Annotated in this window: 18 protein-coding genes; 1 reads left to right on the forward strand and 17 read right to left on the reverse strand. The window is 44.5% G+C overall.

Going from position 1 to position 22057, the window contains the following annotated elements; translation table 11 throughout:
* Positions 1-4 precede the first annotated feature (4 nt).
* The 12 genes from pseF to P8S54_RS05015 form a co-directional block, all read right to left on the reverse strand.
* Complete coding sequence (pseF, locus tag P8S54_RS04960; RefSeq protein ID WP_281443471.1) at positions 5-742, reverse strand: pseudaminic acid cytidylyltransferase; 738 nt, start codon at positions 740-742, stop codon at positions 5-7.
* On the reverse strand, positions 739-1902 hold the full coding sequence (pseC, locus tag P8S54_RS04965; RefSeq protein WP_281443472.1) for a UDP-4-amino-4,6-dideoxy-N-acetyl-beta-L-altrosamine transaminase: 1164 nt from the start codon (positions 1900-1902) through the stop codon (positions 739-741). The genes pseF and pseC overlap by 4 nt, the downstream gene beginning before the upstream one ends.
* 1 nt (position 1903) lies before the next feature.
* A complete protein-coding gene (pseB, locus tag P8S54_RS04970) occupies positions 1904-2902 on the reverse strand; it encodes a UDP-N-acetylglucosamine 4,6-dehydratase (inverting) (RefSeq protein WP_281443473.1) in 999 nt (332 codons plus the stop codon).
* A gap of 10 nt (positions 2903-2912) precedes the next feature.
* On the reverse strand, positions 2913-6821 hold the full coding sequence (locus P8S54_RS04975) for a hypothetical protein (RefSeq protein ID WP_281443474.1): 3909 nt from the start codon (positions 6819-6821) through the stop codon (positions 2913-2915).
* A gap of 60 nt (positions 6822-6881) precedes the next feature.
* Positions 6882-7544, reverse strand: coding sequence for an ABC transporter ATP-binding protein (locus P8S54_RS04980; protein WP_281443475.1), 663 nt, complete (start codon positions 7542-7544; stop codon positions 6882-6884).
* Positions 7545-7603: 59 nt separating this feature from the next.
* Positions 7604-9016 (reverse strand): MBL fold metallo-hydrolase, encoded by a 1413-nt coding sequence (locus P8S54_RS04985; protein WP_281443476.1) that lies wholly within the window; start codon positions 9014-9016, stop codon positions 7604-7606.
* A gap of 51 nt (positions 9017-9067) precedes the next feature.
* Positions 9068-9259, reverse strand: a complete 192-nt coding sequence (locus P8S54_RS04990) for a DUF2283 domain-containing protein (RefSeq protein WP_281443477.1) — start codon at positions 9257-9259, stop codon at positions 9068-9070.
* Positions 9259-9516 carry a DUF4258 domain-containing protein gene (locus P8S54_RS04995; protein WP_281443478.1) on the reverse strand — a complete coding sequence of 86 codons (258 nt, stop codon included), beginning with the start codon at positions 9514-9516 and terminating at the stop codon, positions 9259-9261. Before P8S54_RS04995 ends, P8S54_RS04990 begins: the two co-directional genes overlap by 1 nt.
* Before the next feature lie 124 nt (positions 9517-9640).
* Complete coding sequence (locus P8S54_RS05000) at positions 9641-10738, reverse strand: chain-length determining protein (protein WP_281443479.1); 1098 nt, start codon at positions 10736-10738, stop codon at positions 9641-9643.
* 3 nt (positions 10739-10741) lie between these two features.
* A complete protein-coding gene (locus tag P8S54_RS05005; RefSeq protein WP_281443480.1) occupies positions 10742-11551 on the reverse strand; it encodes an ABC transporter permease in 810 nt (269 codons plus the stop codon).
* A 169-nt stretch (positions 11552-11720) separates the two neighbouring features.
* Positions 11721-13457, reverse strand: coding sequence for a polysaccharide biosynthesis/export family protein (locus tag P8S54_RS05010; RefSeq protein WP_281443481.1), 1737 nt, complete (start codon positions 13455-13457; stop codon positions 11721-11723).
* A complete protein-coding gene (locus P8S54_RS05015) occupies positions 13457-13867 on the reverse strand; it encodes a DVU3141 family protein (protein ID WP_281443482.1) in 411 nt (136 codons plus the stop codon). The genes P8S54_RS05010 and P8S54_RS05015 overlap by 1 nt, the downstream gene beginning before the upstream one ends.
* Before the next feature lie 312 nt (positions 13868-14179).
* Between P8S54_RS05015 and P8S54_RS05020 the strand changes: the two genes are divergently transcribed.
* Entirely contained in the window at positions 14180-15505 is a 1326-nt protein-coding gene (locus tag P8S54_RS05020; protein WP_281443483.1) for a UDP-glucose/GDP-mannose dehydrogenase family protein, read from the forward strand.
* 189 nt (positions 15506-15694) lie between these two features.
* On the opposite strand, the gene P8S54_RS05025 is transcribed toward P8S54_RS05020, so the two are convergent.
* The 5 genes from P8S54_RS05025 to P8S54_RS05045 all read right to left on the reverse strand — a co-directional run bounded on the left by P8S54_RS05025 (position 15695) and on the right by P8S54_RS05045 (position 21558).
* Complete coding sequence (locus tag P8S54_RS05025; RefSeq protein ID WP_281443484.1) at positions 15695-16903, reverse strand: O-antigen ligase; 1209 nt, start codon at positions 16901-16903, stop codon at positions 15695-15697.
* 225 nt (positions 16904-17128) lie between these two features.
* Positions 17129-18505, reverse strand: coding sequence for an undecaprenyl-phosphate glucose phosphotransferase (locus P8S54_RS05030; protein WP_281443485.1), 1377 nt, complete (start codon positions 18503-18505; stop codon positions 17129-17131).
* Positions 18506-18551: 46 nt separating this feature from the next.
* A complete protein-coding gene (locus P8S54_RS05035) occupies positions 18552-19286 on the reverse strand; it encodes a WecB/TagA/CpsF family glycosyltransferase (RefSeq protein WP_281443486.1) in 735 nt (244 codons plus the stop codon).
* 24 nt (positions 19287-19310) lie between these two features.
* Positions 19311-20546 carry a hypothetical protein gene (locus P8S54_RS05040; RefSeq protein WP_281443487.1) on the reverse strand — a complete coding sequence of 412 codons (1236 nt, stop codon included), beginning with the start codon at positions 20544-20546 and terminating at the stop codon, positions 19311-19313.
* Complete coding sequence (locus P8S54_RS05045) at positions 20530-21558, reverse strand: polysialyltransferase family glycosyltransferase (protein ID WP_281443488.1); 1029 nt, start codon at positions 21556-21558, stop codon at positions 20530-20532. Before P8S54_RS05045 ends, P8S54_RS05040 begins: the two co-directional genes overlap by 17 nt.
* Between the last annotated feature and the right edge of the window lie 499 nt (positions 21559-22057).

The raw sequence follows: 22057 nt of genomic DNA on the forward strand, positions 1-22057 counted from the left end.
CCTTTCATATATGACCCTTTTGAGCCGCCTGTTTCTCAGCCTGCCAAGCTTTGAACAGCCATTCGGCACGATGCCAGTCTTCTGGTGTGTCTATGTCCTGCACCCGGTGGCGTGGCAGCGCTACAGGTACTGCACGTTGGCTGAAAATGGGGGAACCACGTTGCCATGCGTCGGCGCGCCCCCAGTAGAATTGACCGGCATCGTGCCACGCTTCGTCAAGATCCTGGGAGCGGGTGGTGAAGTACTCCGGCTGAAACATAGCAATCCGCCCTTCGCTGGTGAGGCGCAAGGCCCGCTGAATAGGAAAAGCGTAGCTGGTTACGGAGAAGGCATAGTCTACATCGTTCTCTTGCAGTGCCTTCATGCCTGCAAACAGGTCTTCAGGCTGTACAAAGGGTGCCGTAGCATAGAGACAGCATACGGCTTTTGGTGCTTCTCCCTGTTCCGCCAGCCATTCAATTGCATGGGCAACTACTGGGATAGTGCCCGTATAATCGTCGGAGAGCACGGCTGGACGACGAAACGGTACGCTAGCGCCTTGTGCTTCGGCCATTGCAGCAATTTCATCGTCATCGGTGGAAACAATCACCCGCGAAAAACAACCGCTCGCCAATGCGGCCTTTATAGACCAGGCAATCATTGGCTTGCCTGCAAATTCGCGAATATTTTTGCGCGGAATACGCTTACTACCGCCTCGAGCGGGAATTATTGCCACTGCATCATTGGGGGCAGTCGTTGTCATACCTGCTCCAAAATTGCCTGAAGTACTGAGACTACTTGCTCCTGCTGCCCTTCATTCATTGCAGGGTAAAGAGGCAAGCTGATTGCTTCAGCGTAATAACGTTCTGCCTCTGGGAAATCACCCTCACAAAAACCTAACTGCTCATAGTAGGGCTGCGTATGAACTGGGATATAGTGCAGATTAACACCGATACCTTGCTCGCGTAGCGCTTCAAACACCTGCCGATGCGTTAGTCGGATTTCATCACACTTTAACCGAATAACATAAAGATGACGGCCAGAATAGCTGTCTGGATGCTGGCTAGGAGTGATAACGGGTAGCTTAGCAAGCGCAACATCATAGCATTCAGCCAATGCGTTGCGACGGGCAACATAATCATCTAGTCGGCTTAGCTGAGAAAGGCCTAATGCACCCTGTAATTCAGTCATTCGGTAGTTGAAGCCAAGATCAACCTGTTGGTAGTACCAGGGACCATCAGCTTCGCGGGTCATTAGAGCAGGGTCTCGCGTTACTCCATGACTACGCAGCAGGTCCATATGGCGGGCCAACTTCTCATCATTAGTAAGTGCCATACCTCCTTCGGCGGTAGTAATGATCTTCACCGGGTGGAAGCTAAATACTGTAATATCGCTGTAGCGACCATTACCTATGTACTCGCCTTGATACTTACCACCAATAGCATGAGAGGCATCTTCAATAATACGAAAGCCATAGCGCTGGCTGAGGTCGTGGATTGGCTGCATCTCACACGGTTGCCCGCATAAGTGAACCGCAACAACCACTTTAGGCAATCGCCCTTCTTGCTCGGCTTGTTCGAGCTTGACTTCAAGTGCTTTAGGGCAAAGGTTGTAAGTGCAGGGGTCTATATCGACAAAATCAACATTGGCGCCACAGTAAAGGCCACAGTTAGCAGAGGCCACAAACGTAACCGGCGAGGTCCAAAGCCAGTCACCTTTATCTAAACCTAATGCAAGACAGGCAATGTGCAAGGCAGAAGTAGCGCTATTGACTGCTAATGCATGTTTTGCACCCACATGTTTTGCAACTGACTGTTCAAATAGGGGCACTACCGGCCCCTGTGTTAAAAAGTCAGAAGTCAGCACATTAATAACAGAATCAATGTCATCCTGAGTGATGTCTTGCCGACCGTAAGGTATCATTTTAGATAGCTCCAATTTTATCTCGGTTATATTCAATCCACTCTGCTAAAGCCTCATCCGACATCCATTGTGTATTATTATCACTGGAATATTCAAAGCCTTCAGCTACCTTCTTACCATTTTTAATTCGGTGCTCACAGGAGCCCCAATTATTAATCGTGGGCAGAATTTTAAAGTGCTCGGAATATTCGTAGGTATAGTACGAGTCTTCTGGACTGATCATCTGCTCATGGAGTTTTTCACCCGGGCGAATACCAACCACCTCTTGCCTAGCTGCAGGAGCTACGACCTTGGCAAGATCCGTTACTTTCATAGAAGGTATTTTTTTAACGTAGATTTCGCCTCCTTCCATATCTTCAAAGGCGTGCCACACTAATTCTACACCTTCTTCTAAAGAAATCATGAAGCGGGTCATACGCTCATCAGTGATGGGTAATACGCCTTTATCACGAATAGACATGAAGAAAGGAATCACTGAACCCCTAGACCCCATTACGTTACCGTAACGAACGACGGCAAAACGAGTATCATGACCGCCAGCGTAGGAGTTACCAGCTACAAACAATTTGTCTGATGTAAGCTTAGTAGCACCGTATAAGTTAATCGGGCTGCTCGCTTTATCAGTAGAGAGTGCAACTACTCGTTTCACGCCTTTATCAATACAGGCATCAATTAGGTTCATTGCGCCCATTACATTCGTTTTTACACACTCAAATGGGTTGTATTCAGCGGTAGGAACAATTTTAGTAGCAGCGGCATGTACAACATAGTCAACGCCGTCTAGTGCACGGTACATCCGGTCACGGTCACGGACATCCCCAATAAAGAAGCGGACTCGCTCATCTCCGTTAAATAGCTTCGCCATTTCCCACTGCTTCATCTCATCACGCGAGTAGATAATAACTTTTTTAGGGTTATATTTCTCAAGCACCATGGGCACAAACTTATGGCCAAAAGAACCAGTACCACCTGTAATAAGGATTGTTGAATTTTTTAACATTTTCTAACTCCTAAAGACTTGGTTTAATTTCGAATTTCTCTACAACTTGGTCTGCAATTCTTTCCATAGCAACATCCCCATGAATTAAAAGATTGTTCATTTTCTCCTTTCGCCACTTAGGAATTCCAATGCCATCATTTGTAAGCGGCCTTAGTGAATATTGATTGATAGTTGACACTTCTTCTGTACCTAAATAACACATCAAAAAAGCTGATTTTTTTCGTGTTTCATGAGCAGGCGACAAGTAATTGCCATCTAAAAGATATTGTTCATAATTACTTCTTGAGGATGGGTAACAAAGGTCAACAGGGTAGTCGTAACGTCCAAAATAGGAAGTTAACATTACTGGCACACCTTGTGCAGTCAGCTCTAAAGCACTTGAACCATTATATAATAGCGCAAGATCAAGGTAGGGGGCTAACGCGTGTCCGTTTATATCCTTATGCCCTAAAACTAAAACATTTTCTGGAATATCCACCTTAATTAAATCAGCAAATGTTTCTACCAAATCAAGCGCTATTTCAGGCCTAAGCTCATGAGGATGTGGTTTAACAAGCAATAAAATATCATTTGATTTAGCTACCACTTCAACAGTATGAGTAATCCAATCTGCCATATCTTGATGTGCTGGACCGCCATCGTAGGGAACATTCAAATCCACTGGTACTTTTCCAAAAGCACAAACTATTTTTTTACCTTCTTCTTTTGCTCGTCGAATAACATCTAAGACTTCTAGCTCTTTAACATCATCACTAGACCCAACACGATTAACTTTAATGAGCGAACTTGCCTTTTCTAAATACTCAGCATTATCCTTATTCTCATCATACCAAATATCAAACTTATCCTTTCGAGCCATAAAGGGAGCCCTAATATTGGGATAAAGAGTCATATCAGTGACACACATCGTATTAGCAAATTTACTTCCCAGATTTGAAAAATAAGCTTCATACGCCACGTTGCAGTTTATAAAGCTCAAGTTAGGATCATTCTTCTCTCTTGCAAAATCTCGCATAACGCAATAAGGAACAACATGACTATTACCAGACACAAGAGCGACTGGAATACCTTTCTTCACTAAAGAAGTATAAACATCATCACACACTTTTAAATACAAATCACACTGATATAATCTTTCAACGAAAACACTATGAATACTAGGAACATTTATATCCACAAAATATCTTCTAGAGTGATTTGATAAATTCTCATAAAACCCTTGATAAAAATTAATCCCATTTGCCATTACATTTTTTTTCTCCCAATCTACAAGCCAGTCATAGTGGAGATCAAAATGATTAAAGCTCATGGGAATAATACCTGAAAATCTATCGATAGCCTCTATGCCGGTAGGCTGATTTTCCGTCATACCACTGGTGAGATTAATGATAGCATACCCTTTCTTCTTAAGCTCAATATAGCTAGGCAGCATCATTGCCAGCGTATTAAAGCACGTATGAGAACCAATAATAACAACGCCCTTAGGTATTTTAGGCTGGGGTATAGAGTTTAAATAATCGCTAGATTGAATACAAAAATTTACCTTATCAAGGTTTAGCCTAGTACCCAACTTTTTAACAATAGTGCCAGGTTTTTTTTCTAACACCCGGTACTGCTCACACGACTCAACCAATAAACCTTTCTCCCTTAAAAAAAGAGCATTAATGCCTATGACTCTTGGGTCATTTTTTAAATCATTACTAAGCAAATCATAGTACTTATAAAACTCGCCTGCATCACCTTCAAACTTTCTCAACTTCAACTCAAATAGAGCCAATGAAACCTTGCCTTTAACCTTAAATAGCGACAGGAATTTTTTAGCTATATCAACCTTGCCAGAATTAGCCACGATATCTGCAAGATAAGTTAAATGATTCAACCTTTTTTTGGAAAATGAGCTTATCTTTTCACCTTCTGCATGAACAATGTTAGCTATTTTATGAATATCCTCAATATTACTTTTAACACCAAAGTAATTACTGCGAGAAAGATCTACCAAAATATTGTTCAAAACAAAGTCAAGATTCGTTCGAAATTTTTCATTGAGATCTGCTCCATACAATGATGCTACTCTTTCTAAGAGTCTATGCCTAGCAACGTAATCTCTTTCTGACCTTCCAGGCTTCACATTAAGCGCAGTTAGCATCTTTTTAAGCGCACCCTGATTAAACTTAAAAAAGAATTGATGCTTAATCTTATCTTCAAGATCTTTAGCTGGTAATAAAATGTTATTTTCGCATCGCTTGTTTTGATAAACAGCATCCAACAAACTTTCTGCTTGACCATACTGTAAGTTTGCTATTAGGCATTTAAAATAATTTACTAAAATATCCTCTGAGTTATCAGAAAAAATAATACTATCAATTAACTCAAGATTTATATCCGGAATTTGAGAAAGAGGCCTGCCACGTGTTCTATAGATCACAATAGTTAATGCATAGAAAAAGCTACTAATTAAAGCAATATCTTTTTTATGAAAATCTATATTTACAGCAATATAAGTAAGGCATCGATTAGTATATTCAACCAAACAGCTATAATTTGCTGAATTTAATAGAATAACGCTAATCTGGCTATATCCGTACAAATAAGATTTTCCAACCACACCAGCTTCAATAATGCCCATTACTTCTTCGACATTAGCAGCCGAGAAAGCATCTGTATCCACAATATACTTAAGAACCTTAAACGAAACACTCAGCTGTCTACTACCTGCGCTTTTTAGTGCATTCCGATAGAGCTTGTTATTTTTAAGATCAAAAATCCGCTCGTGCTTTAAGCTCTCAACTAAAAACTCACTTATCAAATCTTCAAACTCTATAAAACTATCTGTCTCCAACCCCATATAACGAGGATAAATGAAATATGATATATAAAAGATTTCTTCAAGACTTAATTCTTTATTACGCCTATTGATTACTACTTCATCATTAGTCAGCCCCCAACCAGAGTAAAATGGAGCCCCAAAAACCTTAACATCCAAACCAAAAATGAGGGCTTCAAAGCCGCTCAAAGAAGAAATAGTATAAACCGTATCTACCTGTTCGAAAACTTCATACAGACTAGAGTCAGGCGGAATTATTGCACACAATGATAGAAGTTCTTTTTTTATCTTCTTACCTTTTCTTGTACCATAATAGTAATCTGGATGAGGCCGGTAAAATATATCTGAATTCGGATTTTCCTCAACAGCTTTTGCAATCAAACTAGCGTTGCTTTTCACTTTACTCGCACTATTTAATACAGACGCATCATCTTCAACTTGCCCTAAAACAAGAACTGCGTGACGTCGTTTTTTTTCAAAACCATTTTTTTTATCATAAGGCTTAGGATTGTAATATTTTGTAAGCCTGGCATTTTTAAATAAATCTAAAAAGCTTTCTGCCTTTTGCAACTCCTCATCTGAAAGGCTATATTCTTTTAACAAACACTCAAGGTCAGTTTCAACACGGGAGTCAAAATGCATGCCTTTCCAGTCGACTGCTAAAGAACATGGCTTAGTATGTAGCAGGCCGGAACCAATAGAACGTAAGAAACCATCTTCAATATAACCGACTTTTATTTTTTTTCTTGCCTTTCTCTCTTGAAATTTTGAATAAAGATAGTAAGTCCTAGGTAATTTTTTACTCCATCCTATAAAGGCTATTTCCGTATTTTCAGGCAAATAATTTATAAAGGTCTTTTTTACTCTAAAGAAGGAGGACTTCCCCTTTACAAAGGCTGTTCTGTACTCTTTTAAGTATTGGCTTGCATATTGACGTTTCCAAGGGTTAAATCCATACAAAATAGCGACGGGCAAATCCGGCCTACTAGTCCAATTACTTCCAACCAGCTCAACTGACATATTATTTTTGGTTTTTAAATCTGTAAAAGAGTATACATCCTTTGCTAACTTTATAGCTTTCTTGAATCTTTTCAAAACACACCTCGTTAATACTAAAATTTATTTTCAACAGCATTGATAATGCCATTCTAACTTTCATTTAATATCAGTATGATATGCTTTTATTGCTTCAAAAACATTATCGTACCAAATGCACTTTTTATTCTTTAAATATATACCCGCCTGACAAAGATCTTTCAATATTCCCTCTGAGTGAGACACCATTATTAATGAAGAACTAGAAATCTTATCTTGAAATATATTTTTAGCTTTTTGTTTAAAAGCCTTATCTCCGACCGCTGTTGCTTCATCAGATATAAATATGTCAAAATTAAATGCCAGTGAAAGCCCAAATGACAACCTAGACTTCATACCAGAGGAGTAAGTTTTTACTGGCTCATCAAATGCCTTACCTATTTCAGCAAAATCTTCAACAAAGGAAATAACCCTTTTAATTTCTTCTGCCCCACTGCCCTGAACCCGGGCGACAAACTTGACGTTTTGTCGACCAGTCATATTGCCTTGCATTCCACCGGAAAGGCCCACGGGCCAGGAAACACGACTATGCCGAATGACTTCACCGCGCTCGGGGGAATCCATCCCAGCGATCAGGCGAAGTAGCGTTGACTTTCCAGCGCCGTTGCGGCCAATTAGCCCAACACTCACCCCTTGAGGAATCGTTAGGTTAATATCTTTTAGTACCCAATCACTTCCGTGGTGATTGTGATAACGCTTATAGAGGTTCTTTATTTCAATCATTTGTTTATGAATCTTGAGGTGTGAGTGGTGAATCGTGAGTAGTAAGTTGTGAATGGTGATTACGCCTCGCTCACTACTCTCACGTCTTTGCCTTTGCGCTCATAGAGGCTTTCGAGTTCACCTTTTAGCGCTATGCGGGCAGCTTGTTCACCGTGCACCAAATGAATCGTGCTGGGCCAGCGGCGCATGCGTTTGACGAAGTTGAGCAGGTTATTTTGGTCTGCGTGGGCGGAGTATCCACTAATAGTAGTGACACCTGCTTTTATATCAAACCGTTGGCCGTCTATTTCTACCCAGCCGCCCCGGGGGCCGTATTGTTGAATAGCGCGGCCTGGGGTGCCTGCACCTTGGTAGCCGACGAACAGTACTTGGTGGCGTTCATCGCCTAGCATGGCTTTTAGATAATTCATGATGCGCCCACCTGCGCACATGCCGCTGGCGGCAATAACTACCGCTGGGCGGCCGGTTTTCGCAAGGTACGCCACGGTTTGCTCATGAGCTTCGTGGCTTTCTACTGTATAGAGATTTTCAAAGTTAAGCGGGTGGCGGCCACTGCCCAGGCGGCGCTGGGCTTCATTATCCCAGTAGGGTTTTAGCTGGCGGTAAACCTGGGTAAAACGGGCGGCAAGTGGCGAATCGACGATGATTTCTAACGCTTTCCAGCGGCTGGGTTTGGATTTTGCGCTGGCTTCAAAAATGATGCCTTCCAGCTCGTAGAGCAGCTCTTGGGTACGGCCAATGCTGAAGGCGGGTACCATCACCGTGCCGCCGTTAGTAAGCGCTTGCTCTATAGCGTTTTTAAGCGTGGCACGGCGGTTACGGCGATTTGGATGTAGCCGGTCGCCGTAGGTGCTTTCCAGCACTAACTGTTCGCAGCCGTAGGGTGATTGCGGTGCGGGTAACAGCGGTGCATAAGGGGCGCCTAAATCTCCACTGAACACAACTCGCTCTTTTTCGCCGCTGGCATCCTGGTGGGCTACTTCTACATAGCTAGAACCAAGAATGTGCCCTGCCCGCTTGAGCTTCACTCTAGTGGTAATGCCGCCTTCGCCGGATTTTTCGACCACGTTATGCCATTTGCCGTAGGGCACACTAACGATTTGGGTTTCTAGCTGGGCTTGAAAGCGTTCAATAAGCTGGGCGTTGCGGGTAAAGCCGATTTTGAGCGCATCTTCAATTACCAGCGGCAACAACACGGCGGAAGGAACAGAGCAAATAATAGGCCCTTTAAAGCCTGCAGCCAGCAGGTAAGGCAGTCGCCCTACGTGGTCGATATGTACATGGGTAATGATGAGGGCTTTTACAGTGCTGATATCGAACTCGATTTGCAGCTGCTGGAAGCTGTCTTGCGCTTCGTCTTCGCCCTGAAACAAGCCACAATCCACTAATAGTGAGTGTTCACTGCTGAGGATAAGCTGATGGCAACTGCCGGTAACGCCAGCGGCTCCGCCATGGTGGATGATGTTGAGCATAGAATTCCTTTTCTTGCGCAAGGCTAACAGCGCGGAGCGGTGCCGGGGTTGTTAAGCGGCTTGGCTTTTTAAGAGTGGCCATGCACCTTGCTTTGAGGCTTCCAGAATGACGATTTCGTTAATCGTGCCATCCTCTGCGTAACTAATATGTGTATTCCAATCTTGAGAAACCTCCCTAACGGTAGGCTTTTCTGATAGGTGTAGAACTAGGATATCATCTGCTTCATCATACGTAGTTCGCATTACTTATCCTCCCACTCAAAGTGATGCATGACTGTTTTAACCACCACTTTATCTTCTAAAACTGCTGCTATAGACAAGAGATTGTCTTGACGGTTTTCAAAATGACGCGCTATCCAAAAACGCGTAGAGTCTTTATATTTCACTGCTCCCCGCTCTATCAATTCTAGCTGTTCACTTTCCGTGATATTTCGAGTGACCATGCGCTCACGGGCATGACGTGTTATGTGAATATCTACCATGAAACGGTGACTATACATATTTACCTTCTGCACTTGTGTGCCGACGCCCTCCGTGCCGGGCTGCCGCTGCAGGTGCGTTAACGCTTACGCCACGCTACGGAAACCCTTCACCCCTCACACTTCCCCCGTCACCAATCTCACATCAATCCCGATGGTCTTTCACAATCATAATGATCATGCTGAGGATGAAGGCCAAAAAGATGGTAATGATGGCAAACACGCTGCTGTTATATAAGCGGTTAGGCTCGGTTGGGTATTCTGGGTACAGCGGGCTTTGCAGTACGCTTACTTGCTTGAGCTGGCGGGCGGCTTCTAAGCGGGTGTTTTCTAATGCGGCCAGGGCGCTGGAGTAAGTTTCTTGAGCAAACTGGGCTTGTAGCTCCAGGGTTTCGTACTCGGCGGAGATGCGGTTAAGCGAGTCCCCTGCCGCTTGGGCTAGGCGGTCGCGCTGCTCAATGATTTGGTCGCGAAGTGCTTCAATATTGCGCTCTACTTGGCGCATCTCGGAAGATTGTGCGCTTTGGAAGCTGGCAAGTGCGTTGCGCTGGGCCTGTAAGCGGGCAAGATCGCCTTCTAGCGTAGCAACCACTTGGTTAATGCTTTCCACTGTGGACGTGGGCGATACTAAGCCGTACTGGTTTTGAAAGTCGAGTAGCTCTGAACGTGTATCTCTAAAACGGTCTTCCAGGCGCACCATTTGATGCTCTAGAAAACGTACTTGCTCGTCTGCTAGGCGGTGCCCCATTTCATTCATGTGGTTTTCGCCAGCTTCCAGCAATAGCGTTGCCATGCTGTGGGCGAACTCTGGGGTGTAGCCTTGCACACGTATGTTGAGCACTCCTGCATACTCGTCCAACTCCACTTCTACCCGGCGTAGGTAGTATTTATGTAAATCTTCAATGGGGGCGTTTACATCGCGCAACCTGGCAAAAAAATCGCCATGCTGGCTATAGTGCTGGCGAATACCTAGCTGGTCGTTTAGCAACCGCAACATATCCACTGATAATAAGTGCTCACGGAGCAGTAGAAGATCTGCCGTGTTACCCCCACCGCCCCCCATTAATGATGAAAGGCTGAATTCAGGCGTGGCGACCTGGGGGCTTTCTAGAACTACTGTGGTGCGGGATACATAAAGCTCTTCTGCCCAGAAAAACCAATAAAAGGACACCAAGAGTATAGCAACACATGCAACAGCCCACTGGGGAGACTGTTTAATATAACGAATGGTGGAACCTTGCATGGATTATTTCGCCTTTAAACGATCAACAAAACGGAGGTGCATTAGTAGCCCTAGTGCATTTAAAAAAAGTGTCACTAACCAAAAATAGAGCATACTAGTACCGTGAATAGTTTTATAGTTTTCAAAAAAACCTAAACGCAGCGTTTCTAACGCATGGGGAATCGGGTTAAGCATTAAGTAATCCAGAAGCCAATGTGGCAGCTGGTTTAAAGGCAACATTACCCCTGAGATAATTAGCAGCGGCAAAGAAAGCATACGAACTACTTTACCAACCTCGGGCACTAGCGTTGCCGCAACGGAAGTGACAAGACCCAACCCTAACCCGAGGCTCCATAGTGATAACCATGCCGCGATTACTTTCACGGCGTTATCCGGATAGATATCCAATCCCAACATTAAGCCAAACAAAATAAAAAGTAAAAACACAAAAGTTCGCAGCATGCCTTCTAGAAAATTACGTACGACCACTGGGTCCACGGGCTGTACTTGGCGGTAGGCGAACAAAGCGCTATTAGCTTCAATCGCTCCCATCCCGCGAATCATACCTTCCCGAACAAGAAAAAAACCCATTAGCCCTGCTACCATCCAAGGTATGAAAGATGCGTTAACGATGAGCCTATCGCCGCGAATGAAGCTGCGAATACCCACCATGATAGTTATAAAGGCCAGAGGCTCAAAAACCATCCAGAACCAGCCCATGCGATCGCTCATGGTGCGGGAAATGGCTTCCCGCATAAACATGGCGTACCACACGCTGCGGGTAACTTGCCAAGGCGTGCGGGCGCCTTTCGGCGCCCCTTTTACATTAGCCATAGCGCTACTTTTAAATTAGTGAGGTGTGAGGTGTGAGGTGTGAGGTGTGAGGTGTGAGGTGTGAGGTGTGAGGTGTGAGGTGTGAGCATTGTGTCTATTCAGCACTTACCACTCACCATTAACTACTCACCCCTCACCATTAACCACTCACCACTCACCATTAAAACGCTTACAGATCCAAGGCTACACGGGTGGTAACGGCGATTTGGAACAGTATTTGCGTAAGCGTGGACGCTAACTGTAGATTGTGGGTGGGCGCTTTGGGCATGATGAGAATCTCATCCCCCGGGCGTAACGGCGAGTTGCGGGCATGCTCCACTGCGCCGTTTTGGCGCACCAGCAGAATTTGGTCTTTATCTGCACGTTCGGTAAAGCCACCAGCGCTTTCCACGTAGTCGATAACGCTCATGCCTGGGCGATACACCGCGGCCTGGGGCACAAGAATTTCCCCGCTGATGAGTACTGAATCGCTAATTTCGGGAATGGTGATTACATCACCATCCTGTAGGCGAATGTCAGAAATACCGTCCTTTGAAGCAACCACTAAGCGGCCGCTTGGCTCCAGCTCACTGGCACGTTCAATAAAGCGCTCAATGAGTTCGGCTTCTTGAAGGCGTATCTGCGCTTCTTGGTCGGTACGCGACGAGGCACCCAGGTAGGTGGTTTCTAAGCGGCGCAGGCTATCTTGAAGCGACTGCTCCTGCTGCTGGCGAACGCTTTCCCGCTGTAGTGAAATGCTTTCAACGGCGGTCATATTTTCAGGCACTGCGATGGCATCCAGCAATTCGCTTAAGCGCGCATTGCGGGGAAGCGCGAAGCGCGATGGGCCGTAATAGCTGCCTTCCACTTCCACCACGATGGTTTCGCTGCGCTGGTCGGCGCTAAACAGAACTTCGTCGCCGCTGCGAATCGTTTGGCCGTAAAACATATCGATGGGGAAGTACTGAGCGATGGGGCCATCTTCACGGTCGCCACGTAGAAGCACATGCGATACGCCGCTTCTTAAGCGCGCCAAACTGACGATTTCAGCCCCACTCAGCAGGCTGCCCGTTAGTTCGTAACGGTGTTCGCGATGTACATCTCCACCTACTGCGATGGCAGGGCCGCGTTCTTCTACCACAATGGTGTCGCCATCTTGAAACTGTGGGCGGGCAATGGTGCCGTTAATCAGAAAGTCATAAAGATCGACGGTAGCTACGGTGCTGTTGTTACGCATCACACGGATCTGACGGTAGCTGCCTAGGTCTTGATCGATACCGCCGGCTTGGTCGAGGAAATAAAGCAGCGAATCGTTAGGGGTGCCTGCGTAGCGGCCGGGGTTTTCCACATAGCCGGTTACAAATACAGCCACGGGCTGAACGCCCTGGAGGTTGGTGTATACCTCTACGTTATCCGGGTATACAGAAGTAATCGCGCTACGCACGCTGTTATCTACTTGCTGGCTGTTTTGACCTTGTACATTCAGCGGGCCAGAACCGGGGATAAAAATGTTGCCTTGGGCATCTACGGGCAGAACGCGATCCAGCTCAAAAGCCCCCCAAGCGCGCACGGTGACCTGGTCACCCGGCTTAATACGGTAATCCGCATTTAGGCCATCGCCCATGGCACCACGAAAGCCACCGGTAAAGAGGTTTGATCCAAAGGGTGGCAACGCATCAGGATTTTGCATGGGCAAGGTGACGGGGCCATAGGTGCCGCTGCGCCAGTCAGCCCGCGGCGTGTCATCTACTTGCTCTTGCTGTTGCCCGCTTTGCCCACTTCGTGCGCTCTGCTCGGGCAGAATGGAATCAGCAAGACTAAGCGATTGCGCTGAGGCGGGGCCTGCTACCAGCGCACCTATCATCAACGTCACGGCAACCACGCTGTGTTTTAGCGAAATACGCGGCATCGGCAGTAAAATTCTCATTAGTAGCGCCCTTCTACGGCCTGGGTCACAAGTCGCTGGCTCACCCAGCCATTTGGCGTTTCACACACTAGCGCGGCTTGGGCATTGCCACCCGCCGCTACCACGCGCAGCTGGCGGCATGGGCGACCACTGGCGGCTAGGTAGGTTGAGTCGGCGATGATTTCGACGTTATCACCCCAGGGGCTGCGTGCCATGCTATGTATCCCGCTGGCAGGCGCCTGCGACAAGAAGCGGTTTAGCGCTTCATCTTCCAGCGGCTTAGCGGTGTCGTTAGTGAGTACGTACTGAGCGGATTGCTGTGAGGTGCCAGAGGGGTAATTGGTGGCACAGCCGCTTACCACGGCAACGCTTAGCGCCGCCAGCAGCATGCGCGCTGGCCGCGATAGGGAAATAGGGGTATTTAGTAACATAAGGATTTCCATTAAAAAGGCACGCTACCGCCCAGGGATTATACGGGCGTGTTCCCTTGCCCTACGCTGTACGGGTGAATATTAATTAACCTGTGCTATTAAAATGCACGCGCCATTGTAAGGTATTCGCTTGGCAGGCTCTACGTTGATAAGCCTTATATAGCAGAAACATTCTAGTTATCTGTTACACAACAGCTGTACACAGAGTAGCGTTTCTATTCATACGTTTTGAACCTGATGTTAGGAAAGCGTGGCCTGCTATACGCCTGTGGTAAGCTCCGCAGCATAGATTGTTAAGTGAGGCGCAGCGTGATGAATATTACTGTGTTTGGGACAGGTTATGTGGGCCTAGTGGCGGGTGCTTGTTTGGCAGAAGTAGGCCATCAAGTCACGTGCATGGATATAAACCCTGAACGGATTGCACGCTTAAATGCAGGGGAAACCCCTATTTTTGAGCCCGGTCTGAGCACTATTTTGCAGCAAAATAGAGCCGCCGGCCGCTTACATTTCACCACCAACACTGCGGATGCCGTTGCAAAGGGTGATTTGCTATTTATCGCCGTCGGCACCCCACCCGATGAAGATGGCAGTGCTGATTTACGCTATGTGCTTAATGTTGCACGCAGCATTGGCGAACACATGGCTGGCTATAAACTTATTATCAACAAATCGACGGTACCCGTTGGTACCGCCGAGAAAGTGGCCGGTGCCCTTAGAGAAGGCCAGGCGCAAAGCGGCACTGACCACCCCTTTGATGTGTGTTCAAACCCTGAGTTTATGAAAGAAGGCGCAGCGATTGAGGACTTTACCCGCGGCGCTCGTATTGTGGTGGGGACTGAAAGCGAGCACGTAAAGGCGCTAATGCGGGAGTGCTACGCGCCTTATAACCGTAATCACGATAAGCTCATGTTTATGAGCGTTCGCGCCGCCGAGCTCACTAAATATGCTGCTAATGCCATGCTGGCCACTAAAATCAGCTTCATGAATGAAATCGCCAACCTCGCCGAGCGGCTTAACGTCGATATTGAAGAGGTACGCAGAGGCATCGGCAGCGACCCTCGCATTGGCTACCACTTTATTTACCCTGGCTGTGGCTATGGCGGCTCCTGCTTTCCAAAGGATGTCCAGGCCCTAGAGCGGATGGCCTATGAGCTAGGCATCGAGCCTCAGCTGCTATGTGCCGTAGAAGCGGTCAATACGCGGCAGAAGCAGAGCCTTTTCGCTAAGCTTTCCGCCGAGATGGGCGATTTAAAAGGCAAGACAATTGCTATCTGGGGTCTTGCCTTTAAACCAAATACCGACGATATGCGTGAAGCCCCTAGCCGAACGTTAATGGAGGCTCTCTGGAAAGCGGGGGCAAAGATACAGGCTTATGACCCTGAAGCCATGGCCGAGTGCCGGCGCATTTATGGCGATCGCAATGATTTAATGTTGGCTGGAGATCGCATTCAAGCCGTTAAAGGCGCTGATGCGTTGGTCATTTGCACCGAATGGAAAGCCTTCCGAAGCGTAGATTTTGAATGGCTTGCAAGCCAGCTTAGTGAGAAATTGGTAGTCGATGGCCGCAATCTTTACAACCCAAGCGCACTGAATGACGCCGGAGTTCGCTACATTGGCGTGGGTCGCAGTAGCTCCTAAAACTTAAAGCGCTACTACCCAGGCACCTTAAGGCGCCTGGGTGGCTTTGATATAGTATACTAATTTTGGATAGTGGCTTGTATAGAAGGCTTGACCGCTGAATGTAAATCTCACCATGAAAGAATATTTACTTAACATATATCAAAGAACTTCTTAATCCCTAAGCTAAGCGCTAAGCGTTCTGAAAGATCAGTTAAGCTTAGTGCGCACAGAAAAACACCCCCACAACACTGCTAACCAGAACACAAACATCATTACTCCACTATTATGAGTCAAAAATGCCTGCGAAAATCCAAAGTCAATGTAAGCTACTGGTAATAAAACGCCTGCTACTGCCAGCGAACGTAACTCCAAGTCAGGACTATTGAGCTGGCGAGAGAAAAATCTCATAGGGATCAAGTAAAGTGCTAGCAAAACCACTAAACCAATTAAACCCCGTTTAGCCCAGGCATCAAGAAACTCATTATGAGGATGCTTATAATGAACAACATTGGGATTAATTTTACCATTATAAGCCAAAGTTTCTATCCCTTCTTGATAGCCATTGCTTCCCCACCCAGTAAAAGGCTTTTCTAAAATCAACTGCGATGCTCCCCTCCACATTTCAAAGCGAGCCCCAACAGAGTTACTTCTATTTTCGCCAGAAGCATAGTTAGCTATATCATCAAACGCCTGATGAACTCGTTGTTGTACACCAAACTGCGGCACCGCATATATAGTTGCCGCTGCAACTATTATACCTATCCCCACCACTCCCTTAGCTAATTTTGAAAAAGAGTATCCATAACCGCGATATAGCACTAAAAGTACAAAAGGAATACCGATCCATCCACCACGGCTGCCTGAAAATAGCGAGCCCAAAAAACCCATGAATGCCCCAATCAACATCAATGTCAGCCAAGACTTTCGACGTGGCTGCAGCCAAGCCCAACCCAACCCAGCCAAACACAGGATACCCATTAGCATACTCAAGTTTCCAAACTGAATAACTTGTGTGTAACCCGTCGCTCGCCATGCATTTTCTACTAGCTTCTGCCAGCTCGCCCAACCCCCAGCCCCAATAGCTCCGAATGCCAAACCAACCCAAAGCCAAGAAAGGCGCGGAGGATAAGCCATGACCATTAGCAAAGCCGGTAAAGCAAGCAAAAAACGAATAGGCTTATCGAACCCACTCACCCCCTGTTGATCCCACAAGGCTTCCAGCATACTAACAAGTGTGTAAGCTAACACAGCGCAGATTATCAACCAGTCCTGATGAGACAAATTCATGGCTGGACGCTTAACAAGCAAAACAAGACTACCTATCAAAAGCATTGCAGAACCCAATGAATAACCAGAAGGTATAATCAATGCAAAAGTGCCTAACAGAAAGACCGCAACGCTGTTATATAAACGCAAAAGAGACACTCCCTAAGTCGAGTGGTAAAAAATGATAGCAGTCATCGGGCATCCAAAATAAAAACTAGAGGGCTAGAACAAGAATAAAGTAACATATGGTAAAGTTTTTAATCGGGGATTACGCCAATACAATCACAACAACAGATTGAGGCAAAGTCAAACTGAAGACAGTTACTTGATTAAATATACGCCTATGGCCAGTTTAACTTGGCTACTAAAGGCAACTCAATAAGCATTAGGATTAATAAAGCCTTTAAAAATCGTAAGTGCGATAATGCGTAAATCTAACCAAACTGACCAATTATCTATGTACCATAAATCATACTCAACCCGTCGCTCCATCTTATCAAGCGTGTCAGTTTCACCGCGAAAGCCATTAACCTGAGCCCAGCCTGTAATTCCCGGCTTAACCTTGTGACGACGCATGTAAGACTCTACAAGATCTTTATAATATTCGTTATGTGCCAATGCATGAGGACGAGGTCCGACGATTGACATTCGGCCTTGCAAGACATTATAAAACTGCGGCAGTTCATCTAACGAGGTTCGACGCAGGAAAGCCCCTAGCTTGGTCACCCGAGGATCACCCTTCCTAGCTTGTGTGACGCCCTCCTCTTCATGAATCTCCATTGAGCGAAACTTATATACCTTGAAACACTTACCATTATTGCCAGTACGATACTGTTTGAAAAGCACCGGCCCTGGCGAAGTTAACTTGATACAAATAGCAATCCCGACACATACGGGAAAAATCAATATGCAAATCAGCCCCCCTATCACAAAGTCTTCTAAACGCTTGATTACTTTCGCCATGCCGCTCATCGGAGAAACACTGAGGTCGATTGCATAGTGACCAGCTACTTCACTGATACGGTGATTCAGTAAACTCATATCACGGAAAGCAGGGAAAAAGCGAATCTCAACAGTATGATTGCGCAAAGCATAGAAGATTGAGCGAACGGTAGTTCCCATTTCTAATGGTACACAGATCCAGACCTCTCTGGCTCCTAAGTCTGTTACCCTCCTAGCTAGACGTTCAAGCCAAGCATCATCTGGCATACGAGATAGACGCTCGATTCCCGCAATTGAATAGCCTTCCCCCGGCGAAGAGCGCATACCATGAGCCACTCTTACCAAATGTTCTCCTGGGCCTACCAAGAATACCAAGCGACGAGCTCTTCCCCTCAAACGCGCTCCTCTCAGTACTGACTGTATTGCTATACGTACGCTGCTTGCCATTACAAAGGACAGCAGTAAAGTACCTCCAATCCAAAATCTTGAATACCGTTGTGCGGCGTCAGCAAAATAGATTATTGACGTAGCCAATAACCCAACCACTAACCAAACTAACAGTAATCGCCCCAAAAGCTTCAAATTACTTGTAATACGCCAACGCGTGTAGCCACCGAGAAGACTATTAAGCATTACTACCAACAATGCCATAATAACCATAGCCAATATTACACGCTCTGGTAGTGGAATATTTCCAAAACGCCAGAAGTGTGCAAGCCAACCACCCGACAAAATCGCACACGCATCAATAAATGGGATTATTAACTGCGCAGGGTAGCGCTCAGCTAGTCCTTTAGTATTGTTAAGCATTCAAGCACCGTAAACTAAATTATGAAATCACACACATGAAAAACAACTATTTCCTAACGTCACATAAAGACGAAATTATCACATCATAAGTAAAAAGAAGTAGAAATTTCGGATAATCTAATAAATAGCGACGAATTAGCTTAGGCTCGTCAAAAATACGATAAAGCCAACGTAAGTTAAGATAATTCATCCATTTGGGATAGTATTGAGTTCCCCCACTGGCAGTTTGATGAAGAAAACCTCCACAAGTAAATCCTAAACCTCTCCAGCCAGATGCACTCAAATCAAACAGAAACTTTTCCTGTAAAGGAGATCCCATTCCAACAATAACAATATCTGGATTCTCCTCAGCAAGCTGCTTGATAAAAAGATCTCTATCATCGCTATTTTCAAAAAAACCATGTCTAAAACCGCTAACTAACAATGTAGGAAATTCCACTTTTATCTTTTCTATGGCTTCATGCGCGACACCAGGCTCACTACCGATAAAGAAAATACTTTTTTTATTTTCACAAGCATCATGAAAAACTACAGGAGCTAGAGAAGTCATATCAAAGCTTATTCTATAACATTTTTTACCGATACACTTCATTGCTAATACTAGCAAAAACCCGTCGTAACATATTGTATGAAAACGATCAATCAGCGCAATATTTTTTCTAGCTATTAAATATGAATAAGGGTTTAAAAAAGTAACTAATTGACTTTTCTCTTCATAGGCTACACTGGAGCGCTTATTTTTTAAAAAACAAACGAGACTGAGATATTTTTTTTCCTTCATATTCCCTTCCTTTTAACTAAAGTATCATAAAGAAACTTTACCGAAAATCTTGAAATTAGCTAGCTCGCTATAATTAAGGGCGATTCCGGCAATAATGCCAAACACAATCACAACTTGATAAAAATAGAAAGGATTAGCCAATTGCAGAAAAAACTGTGGAGTCATTGAAAAAAAGATAACTATCAAAAAACCACACCTATCTATTTGGCCAGCCTGCCACTTATAAAAAGACAAAACCAAGTACGATAATCCATAGGCCATATAGATTAAGAATAGAATTAAACCAAATTCTGATAAAATCCATAACCATTCGAAATGTGGCGCCACACCTGGAACAGATGTAACACTCTGAAACCAAACATGAAAGTATCCTAAGCCAAGCCCAAAGAAAAGATTACCAGCATCTAAATGCATAAAGAAATTATCTAAAATGAAAACACGGAAAGAGCTAGAACCATCTAGCTCAGCATCATTCACAGTACTCACGATTCGTTCCCAAACCCCTACATCTTGCAAAGCAATAATAGCTCCCCAACCCAATAGTGGTGTAACAGCCAGCCATAAAAAAGTCATTCCCAGCTGCAAACGAAACACTATTAGCAACCACATCACTAAAAAAGACATTGCACTAATCGAACGAGTAGAGGTCATGAGAACAACCCATACCAAGCCTAACAAAAGAAGAAACTTGAGCCTACCACCGAGAAGAACCCAACAATAACCAAGGCCGCATAATAGCGTGAAAGCTAAAGAAGCGAAACCAATTGGACTGGTAATACTTCCATAATAGCGAACAGCATTATTCATAAAAATGCCACCGCCTATGATAACCTCGTAAAAAGTTTGAACGACAATAAAAAAAGAACACCAACCTAAAAATATAGCAATCGCCCTCTGAGTAAAATGCTTATCACTTTTCAGAAAATTATAAACCAACAAAGAAACCATCAGAAATAAAAAAAGCCTAAAAAAAGGAGAAAAAATTTCTATTATATTCCCCCTTAAAACCCCAACTATCGATCCGTACAACATAAAAAATACTAATAAAATATGAAAAAAGCCGATATTTTGGATTTTTTTAATAAAAACAAGACTTATAAAAAAAACAAGCAGTGAGAATGCAATTATTGCAATTGCCCTAAGCTCTGAGCTATGATCTAGAAAGGACTGTTCTACATACCCTGAAAACGACAACAATAGCGCGGAAAAAAACAAAAAAAATGTGGAACGCCAACTTCTATTTTTACCAAGAGTCATCATATAACTCCTCGCAGTCACAAGTATACTGTGTGAAAAGTGTTTGCAAGTTTGGACCAAGTAATAATTTTTGCTGCGCCAAACGCGGTAACCAACTGCAAAAATTAATAGCTCGAACGTTAAACATCATGCTTGCAGTCAACAATGCTCCCGAATTTACGCCAGCAACAGCTGCATAACGATGTTGAATGAGATGTACTTCGGCGGGCGCCTGAGTATTCACGACACATCCAGGCTCAACCAAATGCTCATAAACTTGCTGGTCTAGTGGGTGTGGCTTTATATATAGCATTTTCCCCCTATGTTTTAAAAAAGTTCGGATTTTAATTATTAACTCTTCATTCTCTTGATTATTCAGTAACCCAAGACATACTAGAGGAGAGGTGAAAAATAAGACCCCGTCGGGCACTGACGACTCTCCCTCTTCAGCATATAAATTTCGTGCAAGCTCAGTAACAGCTAGAGTATGCCAATAACGAACATTTTCATTATCAGCAGAATTTAGCAAGCCCCATCGCTGATCCAAAAATAACTTTGTAGCCAATAGTCGCTTCAGAAAAAACTTAACCATATAGAAACGCTTACCCTCTCTTAGCGACACTTCACGTTCCTGCGTCAAAGTGTGGTAACTACCGATGCCCTCTTCAAATGCAAAGGTCTTGATGTGTGGCGCTGTTGATTTACTTAAATATTTCAATACTGTAGGCTTAAAGTATGTATGATGTCCTAAAAAAACTGAATTCTCAGAATTTTGGCTCCCTTTAGGCATCCAGCGACGTAAAAGGGAACCAAAAACCCCAAGCCCAATGCTTCGCTTCGTTTGGTGAACTAATTCTACATGGACGCCCGACAGCGTCATAAAGCTACATTCTTTCAGAAGATATTGGCCATGCATTGCTGGCACAATATGTAGTGTTATAGAGTCATTAGCTGACGACTGATAAAGGCAATATGAAAGACTACTAATTGCATGAAAAGGTGAAATAACATCGAAAGCATGATAGGTGTTAGGCATAATAAAAACCATAATTTATAGAAAATTTGCAACTTTTTTTGATACATTATAAGCAAGAGAGCAGAGCCATGTTAATCTCTTCGAAAGACTAAGATACCCCGCTCAAAAAATAAAAAACTTTCTACAAGCAGGTCGTCTGTTTTTTATATAACTAATGCACACAAAAGCAACTGTGGATTGAAGCTTTGCTTTCTGAACCTGCATAATATGAAAAACTATCGTTGGAACCATAAACGAATCAAACGAATTAACTACGTCTTAAACTTTAATTTTCACATAAAGCCAAAGAAATATTTAATCTTGATGCGAACTAAGTCTCTAGCGGTGCCCACAACGATTAACAATTGCTGGTTGTATTTATGCATGACCAGACTCGTGATGGTCGACGCTACCGCTTACTGAGCGTGATAAGTATGTTGGTGGATAGCTGTTTTCTTACAAGGTGAGTTATTGGGACACTGGAAAACATAATTGAATAGGATTGTAAGCCTTTCTCTGT

This window comes from Halomonas sp. M1, assembly GCF_029581375.1.
Lineage (GTDB): Bacteria > Pseudomonadota > Gammaproteobacteria > Pseudomonadales > Halomonadaceae > Vreelandella.